Origin of the sequence: Microbacterium sp. NPDC058062 (assembly GCF_042885375.1) — a bacterium.
GTDB classification, from domain to species: Bacteria; Actinomycetota; Actinomycetes; order Actinomycetales; family Microbacteriaceae; genus Microbacterium; species Microbacterium trichothecenolyticum_C.
In genome coordinates, this window is the sequence record NZ_JBHVSC010000002.1 from 254,336 (window position 1) to 272,031 (window position 17,696).

Sequence of the window (17,696 nt, forward strand, 5' to 3'; positions counted from 1 at the left end):
GGCATCCGTCCACCCACTCGCCCGACCGCCCTCCGCCGACCTCAACCCGCGGGCCGCGGCATCCCTCAGACGGAGAAGTACTTCGCCTCGGGGTGGTGGAAGACGAAGGCGTCGGTCGACTGCTCCGGGTGGAGCTGCAGCTCCTCGCTGAGCTCGACGCCCATGCGCTCGGGGCGGAGGAGCTCGACGACCTTGCGGCGGTCCTCCATGTCGGGGCACGCGGGGTAGCCGAGGGAGAAGCGGGCGCCGCGGTACTCCAGCTTGAAGAGGCCTGCGGTGTCGGTCGGGTCCTCGTGCGAGAACCCGAGCTCCGAGCGGATGCGGGCGTGCCAGTACTCGGCGAGCGCCTCGGTCAGCTGCATCACGAGCCCGTTGAGCTCGTAGTAGTCGCGGTACTTGTCCTCGGCGAAGAGCTTCGCGGTGACCGAGTCGATGTTCGCGCCCGCCGTCACGAGCTGCACCGGCATCACGTCGACCTGGCCCGACTCGCGCGAGCGCACGAAGTCGGCGAGGCACAGGTGGCGGTCGCGGCGCTGACGCGGGAAGTGGAAGCGCAGGCGGTCGGTGCCGAGCGTGCCGCCCGACCCGCCGTCGGGGGCGAGGAGGCCGGCTGCGCCGAGCACTCCCGCGGGGTCGTCGCCGTGGTGCAGCACGACGACGTCGTTGCCCTCCGACACGACCGGGAAGAAGCCGTACGCGACGGACGCGTCGAGCATCCCCTCGCCGAGGATGCGGTCGAGCCAGTACCGCAGCCGCGGGCGGCCCTCGGCCTCGACGAGCTGCTCGTAGGTGACGCCGTCCTCACCGCGGCCGGGCTTGAGGCCCCACTGGCCCATGAACGTCGCGCGCTCGTCGAGGAATGCCGCGTAGTCGTGCAGCGCGAGGCCGCGGACGATGCGCGTTCCCCAGAACGGCGGGGCGGGGACGGGATTGTCGGATGCCACGTCCGAGCGTGCCGGCATGGCCTCGGGCTCGGTGAGCGTGAGCTTGGAGCCGGCCGCGTGCCGCCGCTTCTTCAGCGCGGGCAGCCCGACGGACGCGGGATCGGCGCCGCGCGCGATCTTCACGAGCGGATCCATGAGCGCGAGCCCCTCGAACGCGTCGCGGGCGTAGCGCACCTCGCCGTCGAACAGCGAGGCGAGGTCGTCCTCGACGTACGCGCGCGTGAGCGCCGCACCGCCGAGGATCACCGGCCACTTCCTGCCGAGGCCGCGCGACGTGAGCTCCTCGAGGTTCTCCTTCATCACGACCGTCGACTTCACGAGCAGACCCGACATGCCGATCACGTCGGCGTCGTGCTCCTCGGCCGCCGCGATGATGTCGGCGATCGGCTGCTTGATGCCGAGGTTGATCACGTCGTACCCGTTGTTGGTCAGGATGATGTCGACGAGGTTCTTGCCGATGTCGTGCACGTCGCCGCGGACGGTCGCCAGGATGATGCGGCCCTTGCCCGAGGCATCCGACTTCTCCATGTGCGGTTCGAGGAGGGCGACGGCGCTCTTCATCACCTCGGCCGACTGCAGCACGAACGGCAGCTGCATCTCGCCGGCGCCGAACCGCTCGCCGACGATCTTCATGCCCTCGAGCAGGTGGTCGTTGATGATCTGCAGCGGCGCCAGCCCGCCCGCGCGAGCGAGGTCGAGGTCGGCTTCGAGGCCCTTCCCCTCGCCGTCGATGATGCGGCGTTCGAGCCGCTCCCCCACCGGCAGCGCCGCGAGCTCGGCCGCGCGCTGGTTGCGCAGGGCCGCGGTGTCGACGCCCGCGAAGAGGTCCAGCATCCGTGCCAGCGGGTCGTAGGTGACGTTGCCGTCGGCGTCGTACTCGCGACGGTCCCACACCAGGTCGAGCGCGACCTTGCGCTGCTCCTCCGAGATCGAGGCGAGCGGCACGATCTTCGCGGCGTCGATGATCCCCGAGGTGAGACCGGCCTCGACCGCTTCGTGCATGAACGCGGAGTTCAGCACGCTGCGGGCGGCCGGGTTGAGGCCGAATGAGACGTTCGAGACGCCGAGGGTCGTGTTGATGCCGGGGTACTTCGCCGTGATCTGCCGGATCGCCTCGATCGTCTCGATGGCGTCGCGGCGGGTCTCCTCCTGGCCGGTCGCGATCGGGAAGGTCAGGCAGTCGACGATGATGTCGTTGACCCGCATCCCCCACTCGCCGACGAGCTCGTCGACGAGGCGCGACGCGATCTGCACCTTGCCCTCGGCCGTGCGGGCTTGGCCGTGCTCGTCGATCGTCAGCGCGACGACCGCGGTGCCGTGCTCCTTCACGAGCGGCATGATGCGGCCGAAGCGCGAGGTCGGGCCGTCGCCGTCCTCGTAGTTCACGGAGTTCACGACGGGCCGGCCGCCGATGAGCTCGAGCCCGGCGGCGATGACCGCGGGCTCGGTCGAGTCGACGACGAGCGGCAGGGTCGAGGCGCTCGCGAAGCGCGAGACGACCTCGCGGATGTCGGCGACGCCGTCGCGGCCGACGTAGTCGATGCAGACGTCGAGCAGGTGCGCGCCGACCCGGATCTGGTCGCGGGCGATCTCGACGCAGTCGTCCCACCGCTCCTCGAGCATCGCCTCGCGGAACGCCTTCGAGCCGTTCGCGTTGGTGCGCTCGCCGATCGCGAGGTACGAGGCGTCCTGCTGGAACGACACGTGCTGGTACAGCGACGCGACCCCTGCGTCCAGCTCCGGGCGACGCGCCGCGGCGCCGCCGACCGGACGCAGGCGCTCGACGACGGCGGCGAGGTGCTCGGGCGTGGTGCCGCAGCATCCGCCGACCAGTCCCAGACCGAACTCGCGCACGAACTGCTCGTGCGCGGTCGCGAGCTCGACGGGCGTGAGCGGGTAGTGCGCGCCGTTCGCGCCGAGCACGGGAAGGCCCGCGTTGGGCATGCACGCGATCGGCACCGTCGCGTGCTTCGACAGGTGCCGGAGGTGCTCGCTCATCTCGGTCGGGCCGGTGGCGCAGTTGAGCCCGATCGCGTCGACGCCGAGCGGCTCGATGGCCGTGAGCGCGGCGCCGATCTCGGAGCCCATCAGCATGGTGCCGGTGGTCTCGACGGTCACCTCGACGAAGATCGGCAGACGGATGCCGCGGCTCACGATCGCCTGCCGGCACCCGTTGATCGCGGCCTTTGTCTGCAGCAGATCCTGCGAGGTCTCGACGAGGAAGGCGTCGGCGCCGCCGTCGATGAGCCCCTCGGCCTGAAGTGCGAAGGTCTGCTTGAGGTTGTCGTAGGTGGTGTGACCGAGGCTCGGGAGCTTCGTGCCCGGGCCCATCGAGCCGAGCACCCACCGCATGCGGCCGTCCGCGGCCTCGGCGGCCTCGACGCGGTCGCGGGCGATGCGGGCACCCTTCTCGGCGAGCTCGGCGATGCGGTCGACGATGCCGTAGTCGTCGAGGTTCGACCAGTTCGCGCCGAACGTGTTCGTCTCGACTGCGTCGACGCCCACCGCGAGGTACGCGTCGTGGATCTCGCCGACCACGTCGGGGCGCGAGACGTTGAGGATCTCGTTGCACCCCTCGAGGCCCTGGAAGTCGCCGTCGATCGACAGGTCGTACCGCTGCAGCATCGTGCCCATCGCGCCGTCGGCGATGACCACCCGCTCGCGCACGCCGTCGAGCAGCTGCTGCGAGCGCTCAGGCCTGGGAACCCCGTCGATGTCGAGGGCGAACCGGGGTGCGGGCGGTGCTGCGGTCACCTCGGCGATTTTAGTCGCCGGGCTCTTCGGCGTCCCCTTCCATGACGGACACCGCGGTCCGCGTCCGATGTGGACGCTGGTCCGGGAGGCCCAGGCCCGCGAGAGTACAGCTGGTTGCCGAGAGGTAGGGAACCAACCGCACTCTCGGCGACCCGCTGCACTCTCGCGGTTCGGGCGAGGCTGGGACGATGGATGCTGCCGCCCGGCGCGGTGCGCCGGGGTGCAGCATCCACGGGTCCGAACGTCAGGCGTTCTTGGCGTCGCGCCAGGCGAGCCAGCTGCGGATGAGGTCGAAGTCCCAGTCGGGGCCCTGGAAGCCGATGGTGAAGAGGCGCACGCCGGCGTCGTGGAGGCCGTCGGCGTGGGCCTCGTCGCGCTGGTGCAGCTCGTTCGAGATCACGAGGTTGGACGTGTCGCGCTGCTCGCGCTCGGCCCATCGCTCGATGACGTCGAGCTTGTGGGGCAGATCGCTGGCACGCACGTAGCTGTGCCAGATGTCGGCGTGCCGGGCGACCAGGCGCAGCGTCTTCTGCTCGCCTGCGCCGCCGATCATGACCGGGATGTCGCGCGTGGGGGCCGGGTTGAGCTTCTGCCAGCGCGCCTCGATGCGCTCGAGGCCGGCGGCGAGGTCGTCGAGGCGCGAGCCGGCGGTGCCGAAGTCGTAGCCGTACTCCTCGTAGTCGCGGGCGAACCAGCCGGATCCGGTCGCGAAGATGAAGCGGCCGACGCCGTCCTTCGCCGAGATGTGGTCGATCGTGCGGGCCATGTCGGCCTGCAGGTCGGGGTTGCGGTAGCTGTTGCAGTTGACGAGGGCGCCGAATTCGACCCGCTCGGTCTGCTCCGCCCACGCGGCGAGCATCGTCCACGACTCGAAGTGCGGGCCGTCCGGGTCGCCGTTCAGCGGGAAGAAATGATCCCAGTTGAAGAGGATGTCGACGCCCATCTCCTCGAGGCGGAGCACCGCGTCGCGGAAGGCGGAGTAGGGCGCGTGCTGGGGCTGCAGCTGCACGCCGAGGCGCACGGGAGTATCGAGGAGGGGCATGGGGAAAGCGTACGGCCGGCGGGAGGGGGCGGTCCTCGTTCGAGGGAATGCGCCGAGATGCGGACCGCCCCAGGGGGTTCGGTCCGCATCTCGGGTCAGATCCTCAGCTGAGGACGCGTGATGAGCCCCGGCGCGCACGCGCGGCCTTGAGCGCGGCATCCACCGTGTCCCAGATCGCGACGCCCGCGATCACGAAGCCGACGATGATCGTGATGATCTGGCCGACCTCGGCGCCGTCGTCGGGGATGATCGTCGGGAAATACGCCGGGTTGATGAGGCGTCCCTCGAACAGCAGCCACAGCGCGGGAACCGCGATGACGAGATTCAGGATGCCGTTGGCCACCGCGAGGCCGACGGTCCAGCGTCCGATCGCGTAGACGACGATCGCGAGCACGGCTTCGAGGGCCATCACGGCGAACAGCGCCAGGATCCACCAGGGCCAGAGCCCCGGGTCAAGGAACGACAGCCCGGGCTCGGTGGGCACGAAGCCGATGAACAGGTCCCACAGCACGACCCCGACCATGATCCCGAGGAACGCCAGCGACGTGATCATGTCGCCGAGGCCGACGCCCTTCTGGCGCGGCTCGGGGAGCTGGTCGGGCGTCCAGGGCTGGCCGGTCATCGTCTCGTGGCCGGTGCGCTCGAGGATGACGAAGACCAGCGTCGTCCAGAACGCGAGGTGCACGACCACCGAGAGCAGCAGCGGCACGAGTGCGCCGATGATCTCGCCGAACGTGGCGCCGTCGAGCACCATCGCGAGCGAGACGCCGAACGCGGCGCACGCGGGCACGATGTACAGCAGCAGCTTCAGCAGCCGCCACCAGTCGAGGAAGTAGCGCGGGCCGACGAGCCACAGCGGGCGGTCCGTGTAGCCGGCGGCGAGCTTGTCGGGGTCGCCGAGCTCGGTGAGCACGGCACGCTCTGCCGTCTCGCGCGGCTCGCCCTGCTCGACGCGGGCCTCGACCTGGTCGTCGATCGACGCGCGCAACTCGGCGGCGAGGTCGGCGCGCTGCGCCTCGGGGACGGTCCGCATCGCCGCGTCGATGTAGCGGTCGGTGAGGGTGGCGGTGATGGTCATGTCAGTTCTCCTCGGGGAGGGCGTCGATCGCGACGGCGATCGCGCGGAAGTCGTCGGTGAGGGCGCCGGCGAGGCGGAGGCCGGCGTCGCTGGTGCGGTAGAACTTGCGGGGACGGGACTCGTCGGTGTTCCACTCGCTCGTGAGATAGCCCTGCTTCTCGAGGCGCCGCAGCAGCGGGTACAGCGTGTTCGCGTCGGTCGGGAAGCCGCGCTTGCCCAACTCCTCGAGCAGTCCGTACCCGTACCCCGGCGTCTCGAGCAGCCGCAGGCACGCGAGCACGACCGTGCCGCGCCGCAGCTCCTGCAGGTGCGTCTCGAGGATCTCGGATTCGCTCATGTCTCACACCATACTGTGTGTCACACACTATCGTCAACGGCACTTTATAGTTCCGATCAGAACTGGGATGCTGAGGGCACCGCGAGACGGGAGCCCCGATGTCCGAGAAGCCGAGTCGTTGGATGCGCCTGAAGTGGGCCCTCTTCGGAAAGCCCGTGACCCACGAGGAGTACCGCAACGCGCAGTCCTCCTCATACCGCGATGCCCGCGTGGTCGGGCACTACGAGACACGCGACGCGCGGTTCCACGCCGGCGGATTCTGAGTCCGCATCGGGGCAGACTGAGTATGTGACCACCGCCGCTCCGCTCCCCCCGCTGGCCGAGATCCTCGACACCGCTCACGTGGTGGCGCTGCCGCTTGCGACACGGTTCCGCGGCATCGACGTCCGCGAAGCGCTGCTCTTCGAGGGTCCCGAGGGCTGGGCCGAGTTCTCACCCTTCGCCGACTACGACGACGCGGAAGCCTCGACGTGGCTGGCTGCCGCCATCGAGGATTCACGGATGCCGCGACCCGCCGCTCGCCGCGACCTCATCGGCGTCAACGCCACCGTGCCGGCGGTGGCAGCAGCATCCGTCCCGTCCGTGCTCGCGAGGTTCGACGGCTGCCGGACGGCGAAGGTCAAGGTGGCGGAGCCCGGTCAGGTGCTCGCGGACGACGTCGCGCGCGTGCGTGCGGTGCGCGAGGCCATGGGTCCCGAAGGCCGCGTTCGCGTCGACGCGAACGGCGCCTGGAACGTCGACGAAGCGGAGCACGCGGTGCACGCGCTCGCGGAGTTCGACCTCGAGTACGTCGAGCAGCCGTGCGCGAGCGTCGAGGAGCTGGCCGAGCTGCGCCGGCGCGTGAAGTACATGGGCATCCCGATCGCGGCCGACGAGAGCGTGCGCAAGGCCGCCGATCCCCTCGCGGTCGCGCGAGCCGGAGCCGCCGATCTGCTGGTGATCAAGGCGCAGCCGCTCGGCGGTGTGCGGCGCGCTCTCGAGATCGTCGCGGAGGCCGGGCTGCCCGCGATCGTGTCGAGCGCCCTCGACACCTCGGTGGGGCTGTCGATGGGCGTCGCGCTGGCCGCCGCCCTCCCCGAGCTCGACTACGACTGCGGCCTGGGCACCGCGTCGCTGTTCACGGCGGACGTCGTCGACCCGCCGCTCACGCCACGCGCCGGTGCGCTCGCCGTGGGCCGGGTGATCCCCGACCCGGCGCTGCTGGCCGAGCACGCAGCATCCACCGACCGCCGCGAATGGTGGCTCGACCGGCTCACCCGCTGCTACACCGTTCTCGCCGCTTCCTGACGCCTCATCGAGGCTGGCCGGACGGCCGCGTCAGAACAGCGGGCGGCCCTCCTCCAGCCTGCGCTGGACGTCGCGCAGACTGCGGCGCAGGGGCGCCTCGCGCACAGCGACCGGCACGAGCCGCATGAGGCGCCCGAGCCGCCTGTTGAAGGAGTCGAACGACCGCGCATCCGCGTCGGTCCAGGGCAGCTGCATCAGCGCACGGAAGTCGGGGCCGAGGTAGCTCGCCACGAGGCGCTGCCGCAGGCGGAGCAGGCGCGCCGGCACGCGGCGTCCGAGGTACTCCCGGCGCACGATGCGCATCAAGTACTGCCGCGTGGTCGGGTCGATCGTGAGGTCGGCCAGGCTGTCGCGCCAGTACTCCTCGAATGCGTCGCGCGAGCGCGGCCACGCGTCCGGCGGCAGCTGGAGTGTCGTCCCGAACACGCTGCCCTGCTGGTAGAACCGCTCGGCGAACGCACCGCCCAGCGGTCCGTGCACCCGTTCGCAGGCCTGCTCCGCGCCGAGATAGAGGCACGCCGCCACCCACTTCTGCAGCGCCGGATCGAAGGCGTTGTAACCGACGGGGTGCCCGGGCTCGGAGCGCACCCGGGCGTGCGAGGCGTTCGTCGCCCGCCGCATCGCGGCGCGCTCGTCGGCGCCGCCGAGCATCGTCACCGCGATGTAGGCCGTCGTCGTGCGGGCACGCCGCTTCGGGTTCTTGAACAGGCTGCCCTCGTCGACCTTGCTCTCCATCACGCCGTAGGCGACCGCCGGACGGGACAGCTGCATGATCACGTTCGCTGTGCCCGCGGCGAGGATGAACCAGTTCGCTGCCTGGCGCAGCGCGTCGTTCTCGGTCGCGTCCAGATGCCGGCGCCTGTCCTGCTTCGTCGCCGCTGCGGCACCGTCGACGTCATCGCCTGCGGTCATGAGCGCACTCTAGCGCAGAAGTGAACGCGGATTCACTCCCGGAGGCCTGAGGCCCGGAGCGCTGGGAGCGTCAGAGGGGGTCGACGAGAGCGGTCGCCAGGAGGGCGGTGCGCTCGTTCACGAGGGCGTGCATCTCGGGGGTGCTGAGGCCCGACATGATGGCGTAGGCCGACGTGTCTTCCCAGGTCTGCAGGATGACGCCGGCGAACTCCTGCGGCGGCACCCGCAGACGGAAGCGGTATGCGAGCGCGAGCTCCTCGATGAACGAGCCGACGCGCTCGACCATGCCCGTCTGCCACGCGAGGTAGGTCTCGGCGAGCCGCTGGTCGCGCATCGCGCGGGTGCGGATCTCGCTCGTCAGCAGGATGCCCTGCTTCTTGTCGAACGCCACGTCGAGCAGCTGGCGCACGAGGGTCCCGGGCTCGAGGTCCTCGCCGCGCTCCTGCAGCTGGGCGACGCGCTCGGCGACCTCGTCGATCTTCTCGCCGGCGACCCGCTCGGTGAGGGCGAGCATGAGCTCGTCCTTGGTCTCGAAGTTCGAGTAGAACGCACCGCGCGTGAATCCTGCGCGCTCGCAGATCGCTTCGACGGATGCTGCGTCCAGGCCGACTTCCGCGAAGACCAGGGCGGCGGCGTCCAGCAGCTTCTGCCGGGTCGCCTCGCGGCGACGAGAGGTGCCGGTCGCTTCGGCCACGGGGGTGTCGGTCATCGGTCCTCCATCTCGTCCAGTCTCACACGCACTACTCAGGTTGGGGCGGGCAACCCGCCCTACGATACACTCATGTATCCGATACAGCGCTGTATCGACGGTTCCCGAACTCTCCACCCGTAACCGGAGGCGCTGTTGTCGACTCTTCTGTATGCGCTCGGTCGCTGGACCTACCGTCACCCGTGGCGGGTGCTGGTCTCGTGGCTGATGCTGCTGGGCATCGCCCTCGGCTTCGCGATCCCGCACCTGGGCGGGACGGACAACTCCTTCTCGATCCCCGGGACGGAGGCCCAGGAGGGCATCCAGCTGCTCGATCGCAGCTTCCCGCAGGCGAGCGGGACGAGCGCGCAGCTCGTCATCGTGACGGCCGACGGCGACCGGATCGATGAGGAGCCGTACTCCGGCGCCATCGGCGACACGGTCGCGCACCTCGAAGACCTCGACGGGGTCATCGCCGTGACCGACCCCTTCAACGAGATGGTGACGGGCATGGTGGCGGACGACGAGTCCGCCGCGATCATCCGCCTCCAGTTCGACGGCCAGTCGACCGACGTGTCCGACGAGACGAAGGAGGGCCTCGAACAGGTCGCCGACGATCTGCGCGAGACGCTTCCCGAGGGCTCGCAGGTCGCCATGGGCGGCGACCTCTTCTCGACCTCGGTGCCCGCGCTGTCCCTCATCGAGGCGGTCGGCGTGCTCATCGCGCTGTTCGTGCTCATCGTGACGTTCCGCTCGTTCGCGGTGGCGTGGTTCCCGCTCGTCTCCGCACTCATCGGCGTGGGCCTCGCGATCGCGCTCATCTTCGTGGCCACCGCGTTCGTCTCGGTGTCGTCGACGACCCCGATGCTCGCAATCATGCTGGGACTCGCGGTCGGCATCGACTACGCCCTCTTCATCGTCGCGCGACATCAGGATCAGGTCCGCGCCGGGGTCGAACCCGAGGAATCCGCCGCCCGCGCGACGGGCACGGCCGGTTCCGCGGTCGTCTTCGCCGGCATCACGGTCCTCATCGCCCTCATCGGCCTCGGCTTCGCCGGCATCCCCTTCCTCACGACGATGGGCATCGCCGCGGCTGTCGCCGTCGCCATCGCCGTCGTCGTCGCGATCACCCTCACGCCCGCACTCCTCGGCTTCGCGAAGCACCGCGTCGCCGGCTGGGGCCACGGCAGGAAGCGGCGCGGGATGCCGCTGCCCGGCGCGCGCCGTTCCACCGACGCCGACGAAACGGCGGCGGGGGACGATGCGGAAACCCCACACCCCCTGGACGGAGTTCGGCCGGAAGAGACCTCGAGGCGCGCGCGAGCGGCCACCGAGGCGGCGGAGACGCGCGAGCCGAATCACGTCGCAACCACCGACGCGACCCACGCGGCCCCGCAGACGACGCCGAAGAAGACCAATCGCTGGGTCATGCTCGTCACCAAGCACCCGATCGTCACCACCATCGCCGTCGTGCTCACCCTCGGCGTCATGGCGATCCCGGCGGCGAGCCTCGCGCTCGCCCTGCCGAACGCCGGCCAGCAGCCGGAGTCGAGCCAGGCGCGTCAGGCGTACGACCTCACGGCCGAGCACTTCGGGCCCGGATCGAACGGCCCGCTCATCATGACCGGCACGATCGTCACGTCGACGGATCCGCTCGGACTCATGGCCGACCTCAAGGCCGAGATCGAGAAGGTGCCGGGTGTGAAGGAGGTCGCACTCGCGACGCCGAACGAGACCGCCGACACCGGGCTCATCCAGATCGTGCCCGAGACCGCGCCCGACGACCCGGCGACCGCACAGCTCGTCCGCGACCTTCGTGCGCTCGCCCCGGAACTCGAGGACGAGTACGGCGTCGACCTCAAGGTGACGGGATTCACCGCCGTCGGCATCGACATCTCGGACCGCCTGGGCGCCGCCCTGCTGCCGTTCGGCGTGTTCGTCGTCGGCCTGTCGCTCGTACTCCTCATGATCGTGTTCCGCTCGATCTGGGTGCCCATCAAAGCCGCCCTCGGCTACCTGCTGTCGGTGATGGCCGCATTCGGCGTCGTCGCCGCGGTCTTCGAGTGGGGCTGGGGCGCCGAGCTCCTGCACGTGGACCGTACGGGCCCGGTGATCAGCTTCATGCCGATCATCCTGATGGGCGTGCTGTTCGGCCTGGCCATGGACTACGAGGTCTTCCTCGTCAGCCGCATGCGCGAGGACTACGTGCACGCCCGCCGCGCTGCGGGCGGCCACGCGACGCGCGGCAGCCGCGACATCGCGGTCGGCGCCGTGCGCTCGGGCTTCACGGCCTCGGCGCGCGTGGTCACCGCCGCCGCGGTCATCATGTTCGCGGTGTTCGCGGCCTTCGTGCCCGAAGGCGATTCGTCGATCAAGCCGATCGCGCTGGGCCTCGCCGTCGGCATCGCCGTCGACGCGTTCCTCGTGCGCATGACTCTCGTGCCCGCGGTCATGACCCTGCTCGGCGACAAGGCGTGGTGGATGCCGCGCTGGCTCGAGCGGGTCCTCCCCCACTTCGACATCGAGGGCGAGGCCGTCGAGCGCGAGCTCTCGCTCGCCGAGTGGCCCGAGCCCGACACGACGGCCGTGGTCGTCGGCGACGGCGTCGCCGTGCGCGCGGACGCGGGCGGCTCGGCCGGCGAGGTCGTGCTCTTCGAGGACGCAGCCTTCCGCGCGGAGCCCGGCGGCACGCTCATCGCGACCGGCGACCCCCGCGCGGCGCGGGCCTTCGCGCTCACGATCGCGGCGCGGCTGGCCCCGACCGACGGACGCCTGCGCGTCGCCGGCCATCTGCTCCCCGAGCGCGGGGCCTGGGTGCGTGCGCACGTCGGGCTCGCGCTCCTCGCCGACGCCGACGACCGCGTGCCGGCGCTGCGCCGCGCCCTCGCCGGAAAGGCGAGCCTCGTCGTGATCGAAGGCGTCGACGCGCTCGATCACGCGGAGCGCGACCAGGCCGCCGCGCTGCTGCGCGACGCCGCCGCGGCGCTCGCGGCCGGCGACGAGCGTCTGACGCTCGTCGTGACCGGCCGCACCGAGAGCGCGGCTCTCGCCCTCCTCGCGGACGCGCACCGCCCCGACGTGACCTCGATCACGCTGCGCTCCGCCACCGCTCAGACCACCCCCACCGCAGAGGTGAACGCATGACCCCGAACTGGATCACCACGGCCGTCGAGCGCGCGCGCTCGACCCGGCCCGTCACGTGGCTGACGCTGATCGGCGTGCTGCTGCTGCCCGTCGTCATCGGCGGCATCCTGGTGGCCGCGCTGTACAACCCCGTGGAGCGGCTCGACAACCTGACCGCCGCCGTCGTGAACGAAGACGAACCGGTCACCGTCGACGCGCAGCTGGTGCCCCTCGGGCGACAGCTCACCGCCGGACTCGTCGAGGGCTCCGACGACCTCGACAGCAACCTCACCTGGACGCTCTCGAACGCGGATGACGCCGCCGCCGGCCTCGCCGACGGCACCTACGACGCGGTCATCACGATCCCGGAGAACTTCACGGCCGCGGCGCTGTCGACCCGCCCCGGCGAGACGCCGGAGCAGGCGACGATCGAGGTCACGACATCGCCCGACAGCCTCATCGTCGACGATGCCATCACGGCTCAGGTCGCCAACGCGGCGGCCTCGACCATGGGCACGCAGCTGTCGACCGTGTACCTCGAGAACGTGTTCCTCGGCTTCACGACGCTGGGCGACCAACTCGGCACCGCCGCCGACGGCGCGCAGCAGCTCGCCGACGGCGCGACCCAGGCCGCCGACGGGGCAGCGCAGCTGCCGGGCGGCATCTCGCAACTCGCCGACGGCAACGAGCAGCTGGCGAGCGGGGCCTCGCAGCTCGCGAACGGCGCAGGTCAGATCGCGGGCGGCGCGACGTCGCTGCAGTCGGGGCTCTCCACGATCGCCGGCAAGACGCGCGAAGCCTCTGCCGGCGCGCAGCAGATCGCCGACGGCGTGAACGCGGGCGCGGCGCAGCTCGAGCAGACCGGGCTCGTCCCCGACGAGGTGTACGACGGCGCGGACGCGACCAACAAAGTCGCTGCGGAATCCACCGCACAGGCCGACGCGATGCTGGCACTGGCACAGAAGTGCTTCACCAACGGCACCGATCAGACCTATTGCCAGGAACTCGTCACCCAGGCTGCGACTGCCCAGGGATACGCACAGGGTGCCGAACAGGCGACTGCGGGCCTTCAGGCCGGCCTCACGGAGTTCGACACCGGCGCCACTGCGGAGTTCGCGAAGCAGTTCCGCACCATCGGCAGCGGCGTCGGCACGCTCGCCGGCGGCCTCACGCAGCTGGCCGGCGGCATCGATCAGTCGGCGGCGGGCGCGGGGCAGCTGGCGACCGGTGTGACCGGCATCGAGAGCGGCGCGGACGGACTCTCCGACGGCGCCTCCCAGCTCGCGTCCGGCGCGACCCAGGCCGCGGACGGCGCCACGAGCCTCGCCGACGGCGTGGCCCAGCTCGCCGACGGCACCGGCGAGCTCGCGACCGGGCTGGCCACAGCATCCGATTCCCTTCCGTCGTACACCGACGACGAGGCCACCGACCTCGCCACCGTGGTGGCGAACCCCGTGGCGGCGGAGGGCGTGGGCACGTCGCTGTTCGGCGCCTCCGCGATTCCGCTGCTGGCGACCCTCGCACTGTGGTTCGGCGGACTCGGCACCTTCGTCGCGCTCCAGGCGGTGTCGCGTCGTGCGCTCACGTCCCGCCAGCCCTCGGCGCTGCTCGCGCTGCGCTCGTTCGCCCCGGCGGCGGCGCTCGGCGCCGTGCAGGGCATGCTGGTCGCCGGCGTCGTGCAGCTCGCCGCGTCGTACGCGTGGGCGGACTGGTGGGTGTTCGCCCTGGTCTCGGTCGTCGCGGGCATCGCGTTCGCCGCGGTGAACCAGGCCCTGATCGCCGTGTTCGGCGGCGCCGGCCGATGGATCGCCGCACTGATCGGCGTGTTCGCCGTCGCGACCGGCGTCGTCTCGACGGTGCCCGGGGTGCTCTCGAGCGTCGCCGCGCTGCTGCCCACCGGTCCCGCCTACAACGGCATGCTCGCCGCCCTCACCTCGGCGTCGGGCATCGGCGCGGCGATCGCCGGCCTCGTGGTGTGGACGCTGCTCGGCCTCGGCGCGACGATCCTCGCGGTCGCACGCCGGCGCAGCACCTCGGCGCGAGCGCTGCTCAAGTCGGCGCCCGCCACCGCCTGATCCGCTCGTCCTCGGAGCCCCGGCCGCCTCGCGGCCGGGGCTCCGTCCCTTTGCGGACCTCGGCCGATCGGCGGGAGATCCTGGCCGATCGGCCGATTGCCCGCGCGGCGGCGCCGCGTCAGGATCGGAGCCATGAACGTCCCCGACCCCTCCCCGCATCCGGCCGAGGCGCGCCGCGACGCCGCCCGGATCCCCCCGCGCTGGTTCATCCGCACCGCGTGGGTCGTGCATCGTGCGCTGTACCGGGTGACCGGCGGACGCGTGGGGCTGCGGCATCCGTCCCCCACGGTCTACGGGATGATGCGCCTGCACACGGTCGGCCGCCGCTCGGGCGAGCCGCGCGTCGCGATCCTCGGATACTTCGAGGACGGCCCCGACCTCGTCACCCTCGCGATGAACGGGTGGGGCGATCCGCCTCCGGCGTGGTGGCTGAACCTCCAGGCCCGCCCCGCGGCATCCGTCGACCTCCCCGACGGCACGCGCGAGGTGCTCGCCCACGAGGCGACGGGGCCCGAGCGCGAGCGGCTCTGGGCCGTGTGGCGCACCCTCGAAGGCGACGCCGACCTCGACGCGTACGCGGCACTGCGCAGCCGCGAGACCCCGGTCGTGGTGCTCGCCCCGGCCGGCTGATCCGGAATCCGCGCCAAAGGTCAGTTCAGTCCGGAGTAGGCGTGGAGGCCCTTGAAGAACATGTTGACGATCGTGAAGTTGAAGATCACCGCGGTGAAGCCGATGATCGACAGCCACGCCGAGCGCGATCCGCGCCAGCCGCGCGTGGCCCGTGCGTGGATGTAGCCGGCGTAGAGGACCCAGATCACGAAGGTCCAGACTTCCTTGGTGTCGAAGCCCCAGTAGCGGCCCCACGCGTCGTTGGCCCAGATGGATCCGGCGATGAGCGTGAAGGTCCAGAAGATGAAGCCGAGGATCGCGAAGCGGTAGGCCAGCGACTCGAGCGCCTCGGCGCTCGGGAGGGTCTTCAGGAAGCCCGGTCCGGTCTTCGCGGGACCGGATGCCGCGGCCTCGGCCTTCGCGAGAGCCGCGATCTTCGCCTCGCGCCGGGCCTGCATGAGCTGCAGCACAGAGAGTCCGAACGCGAGGGCGAACAGCGCCGTCGCGAGCGAGGCGACGAAGACGTGGATGACGAGCCATACCGACTTCAGCGGGTCCATGAGGGGCACGATGTCGGTGTAGAACCAGATGGCCGTCCCGCCGAGCAGCACCACCACGAGGCCCGTGATGAAGGTGCCGAGGAATCGCAGGTCGTAGCGGAAAAGCACGCCGAGGTACACCGCGACGATGAGCAGTGTCCCGGTGAGGGCGAACTCGTACATGTTCGACCACGGCACGCGTCCCGCGGCGATGCCGCGGGTGACGTCGCCGCCGAGGTGGAAGAGGAAGCCGAGCACCGTCAGCGACGTGCCGATGCGGGCCCACACGAGCCGCGCGCGCTTGCCGACGGGGGCGTTGAGCGCCTCCTCCGACGCCGTCTCCTGCGCGCGCATCTGCTCGACGATGCCGCCGCGCGAGCCTCCGCCGGCGCCACCGGCGGCGACGAGTTCGCGCTCTCGCGCGGTCTTGGCCGCGGCATCCTTCGCGTCCACGGCGACCGCGCCGCGACGGGCCAGGTCAACCGCGTACGCGATGAACGCGAGGGCGTAGATCGCGATGGCCGTCCAGACCAGCAGCACCGAGACGTCGTCGAGGGTGAGGGGGGAGGCGTCGGGCATGGCTCTCAGTCTACGTCGGGGGTGGATTCGGGCTTGGTGGGACGTTCGCCCGCGGCAGCGGGGTCGGCGAGCGACGCGAGGTGGCGCTGGGCGAACTGCTCGACCGCGCCGTCGAGCGCGGGGTCCTCGCCGCGCGCGAGGCCGGCGTATTCGAGGTGCACGGTGTGGCCCTGGCACGTCGCCTTGACCCACATGCGACGGCGCGGCACGAAGAGCGCGGAGATCAGGCCCGCCAGCGCGAGCACGGCGAACACCAGCACCCACGTCGCGGCGGCGTCGCGATGGATCGAGAGCGACACGTACCGCTTGACCGAGTCCTGGAAGCCGGCGGCGTCCGGTGTCTCGTTCTCGAACGTGATCGTGCCGAGGCCGTCCGGAAGGTCGACGGTGTCGCCGGGCTTGAGCTCGAGCGATTCGGTGCCCGAATCGCCGCCGGCGAGCTGGGTCATCTCGCTCGGGTCGAGCGTGTACACCGACTTCGGCACACCCCCGTCGATGCCGAGGTCGCCGGCGTAGACCCAGAAGGTGAGCATCGGGTACTCGAGGTCGCCGTACACCGAGGTGTACGCGCCGTTGGTCAGCTCCTGCGCGGTCGGATAGAAGAAGCCGACCAGGCCCACTTGCTCACGAAGGCCGTCGGGAACCTTCACGACCCCCTGCGAGGTCATGTTGTTGTCCTGCGGCAGGAACGGGACGGACTCCGAGAAGACCACGTCGCCGTCGCCGTTTCGGATCGTGATGGTCGGCGCGTAGCCGTTGCCCATCAGGTACACCTTGTCGCCCGCGATCTGCAGCGGGTGGTTGACGCGCACCTCGCCTGTTTCGGCATCGGCGTTCGGGAACTGCGTCGTCAGGTGCGCGACGAAGTCGCCGGCCTGCCCCGCGCCCTGCGCGCCGGGGGCGACGTAGGAGAGCGAGAACTCGTCGAGCGTGAGCGCGTAGGGCTGGAGGGCGTCCTCGTCGACGAACCGGCCGGGGTTGAACGACGTGTAGTCGAGCATCGTGTTGACCCACGTGCGGCCCTCGATGATGACGGTCTGCCCGGTGTAGGTGAACCCGCCGCCGATGCCGACCGCGAGCAGCACCCCGACCAGCGCGGCGTGGAACACGAGGTTGCCCGTCTCGCGCAGGTACCCGCGCTCCGCCGACACCGACAGCGACTTCGCGCCGTCGTAGCGGGCGACGCGGTACCCCGCCTTCTTCAGCTGCTGCTGGGCGGCCTCGATGGCGGTCGTCGCGGCGGTGGCGGCATCCGTGTCGTCCTGGTACTCGAGGATCTCGGAGCGGTGCGCGTCCAGGCGAGCCAGTCGCGCGGGCGTGCGCGGCGGCTGCGCGCGCATGGCCTTGTAGTGGTGCTTGGTGCGCGGGATGACGCAGCCGACGAGCGAGACGAAGAGCAGGATGTAGATCGCCGAGAACCACGGCGACGTGTACACGTCGAACAGGCTCAGCTTGTCGAGCACGGGTGCGAGGTCGGCGTTGTCGACGAAGTACTGGCGCACGCCGTTGGGGTCGGCGCTGCGCTGCGGAACGAGCGAGCCGGGCACGGCGGCGATCGCGAGCAGCAGCAGGAGCAAGAGCGCGGTGCGCATCGACGTGAGCTGGCGCCACCCCCAGCGCAGCCACCCGACGACGCCGAGAGCGGGCTGGGTGATGTCGGATGCCGCGGAGTCCGCGTGGTCGGAGGGCCGGAGCGGGTCGGTCACGTCGTCGGTCACAGAACCTTCCG

The 17,696-nt window shown here is 71.0% G+C and carries 13 protein-coding genes; 5 read left to right on the top strand and 8 right to left on the bottom strand.

What is annotated here, in order from left to right:
• Positions 1 to 65: 65 nt before the first annotated feature.
• From metH to ACFVSU_RS05910, 4 genes are all read right to left on the bottom strand, one after another.
• Positions 66 to 3,698 (bottom strand): methionine synthase, encoded by a 3,633-nt coding sequence (metH, locus tag ACFVSU_RS05895; RefSeq protein WP_387139412.1) that lies wholly within the window; start codon positions 3,696 to 3,698, stop codon positions 66 to 68.
• 244 nt (positions 3,699 to 3,942) lie between these two features.
• Positions 3,943 to 4,740: an LLM class F420-dependent oxidoreductase gene (locus ACFVSU_RS05900; protein WP_387139415.1), complete on the bottom strand. Its 798-nt coding sequence runs from the start codon at positions 4,738 to 4,740 to the stop codon at positions 3,943 to 3,945.
• Between the two features lie 103 nt (positions 4,741 to 4,843).
• Entirely contained in the window at positions 4,844 to 5,818 is a 975-nt protein-coding gene (locus ACFVSU_RS05905) for a permease prefix domain 1-containing protein (protein ID WP_387139418.1), read from the bottom strand.
• A gap of 1 nt (position 5,819) precedes the next feature.
• The gene (locus tag ACFVSU_RS05910; protein WP_387139421.1) at positions 5,820 to 6,155 is read right to left on the bottom strand and encodes a PadR family transcriptional regulator; all 336 of its coding nucleotides are present in this window, start codon (positions 6,153 to 6,155) and stop codon (positions 5,820 to 5,822) included.
• Between the two features lie 98 nt (positions 6,156 to 6,253).
• On the opposite strand from ACFVSU_RS05910, the gene ACFVSU_RS05915 reads away from it, so the two are divergent.
• Both ACFVSU_RS05915 and ACFVSU_RS05920 read left to right on the top strand, forming a co-directional pair.
• Positions 6,254 to 6,418 (top strand): hypothetical protein, encoded by a 165-nt coding sequence (locus ACFVSU_RS05915; RefSeq protein WP_387139424.1) that lies wholly within the window; start codon positions 6,254 to 6,256, stop codon positions 6,416 to 6,418.
• A gap of 25 nt (positions 6,419 to 6,443) precedes the next feature.
• On the top strand, positions 6,444 to 7,442 hold the full coding sequence (locus ACFVSU_RS05920; RefSeq protein WP_387139427.1) for an o-succinylbenzoate synthase: 999 nt from the start codon (positions 6,444 to 6,446) through the stop codon (positions 7,440 to 7,442).
• 30 nt (positions 7,443 to 7,472) lie between these two features.
• On the opposite strand, the gene ACFVSU_RS05925 is transcribed toward ACFVSU_RS05920, so the two are convergent.
• Together ACFVSU_RS05925 and ACFVSU_RS05930 are read right to left on the bottom strand one after the other, a co-directional pair.
• Positions 7,473 to 8,354, bottom strand: a complete 882-nt coding sequence (locus tag ACFVSU_RS05925; protein WP_387139430.1) for an oxygenase MpaB family protein — start codon at positions 8,352 to 8,354, stop codon at positions 7,473 to 7,475.
• Between the two features lie 70 nt (positions 8,355 to 8,424).
• A complete protein-coding gene (locus tag ACFVSU_RS05930) occupies positions 8,425 to 9,063 on the bottom strand; it encodes a TetR/AcrR family transcriptional regulator (protein WP_387139433.1) in 639 nt (212 codons plus the stop codon).
• 135 nt (positions 9,064 to 9,198) lie between these two features.
• Between ACFVSU_RS05930 and ACFVSU_RS05935 the strand changes: the two genes are divergently transcribed.
• The 3 genes from ACFVSU_RS05935 (at position 9,199) to ACFVSU_RS05945 (ending at position 14,870) form a co-directional block, all read left to right on the top strand.
• A complete protein-coding gene (locus tag ACFVSU_RS05935; RefSeq protein ID WP_387139436.1) occupies positions 9,199 to 12,186 on the top strand; it encodes an MMPL family transporter in 2,988 nt (995 codons plus the stop codon).
• Complete coding sequence (locus ACFVSU_RS05940; RefSeq protein ID WP_387139439.1) at positions 12,183 to 14,240, top strand: YhgE/Pip family protein; 2,058 nt, start codon at positions 12,183 to 12,185, stop codon at positions 14,238 to 14,240. The genes ACFVSU_RS05935 and ACFVSU_RS05940 overlap by 4 nt, the downstream gene beginning before the upstream one ends.
• Before the next feature lie 132 nt (positions 14,241 to 14,372).
• Positions 14,373 to 14,870: a nitroreductase/quinone reductase family protein gene (locus ACFVSU_RS05945; protein ID WP_387139442.1), complete on the top strand. Its 498-nt coding sequence runs from the start codon at positions 14,373 to 14,375 to the stop codon at positions 14,868 to 14,870.
• Positions 14,871 to 14,890: 20 nt separating this feature from the next.
• Here the strand turns inward: ACFVSU_RS05945 and ccsB are convergent, their stop codons facing one another.
• Both ccsB and ACFVSU_RS05955 read right to left on the bottom strand, forming a co-directional pair.
• The gene (ccsB, locus tag ACFVSU_RS05950) at positions 14,891 to 15,967 is read right to left on the bottom strand and encodes a c-type cytochrome biogenesis protein CcsB (RefSeq protein ID WP_387139445.1); all 1,077 of its coding nucleotides are present in this window, start codon (positions 15,965 to 15,967) and stop codon (positions 14,891 to 14,893) included.
• Positions 15,968 to 15,972: 5 nt separating this feature from the next.
• A complete protein-coding gene (locus ACFVSU_RS05955; RefSeq protein ID WP_387139448.1) occupies positions 15,973 to 17,685 on the bottom strand; it encodes a cytochrome c biogenesis protein ResB in 1,713 nt (570 codons plus the stop codon).
• Positions 17,686 to 17,696: the final 11 nt, after the last annotated feature.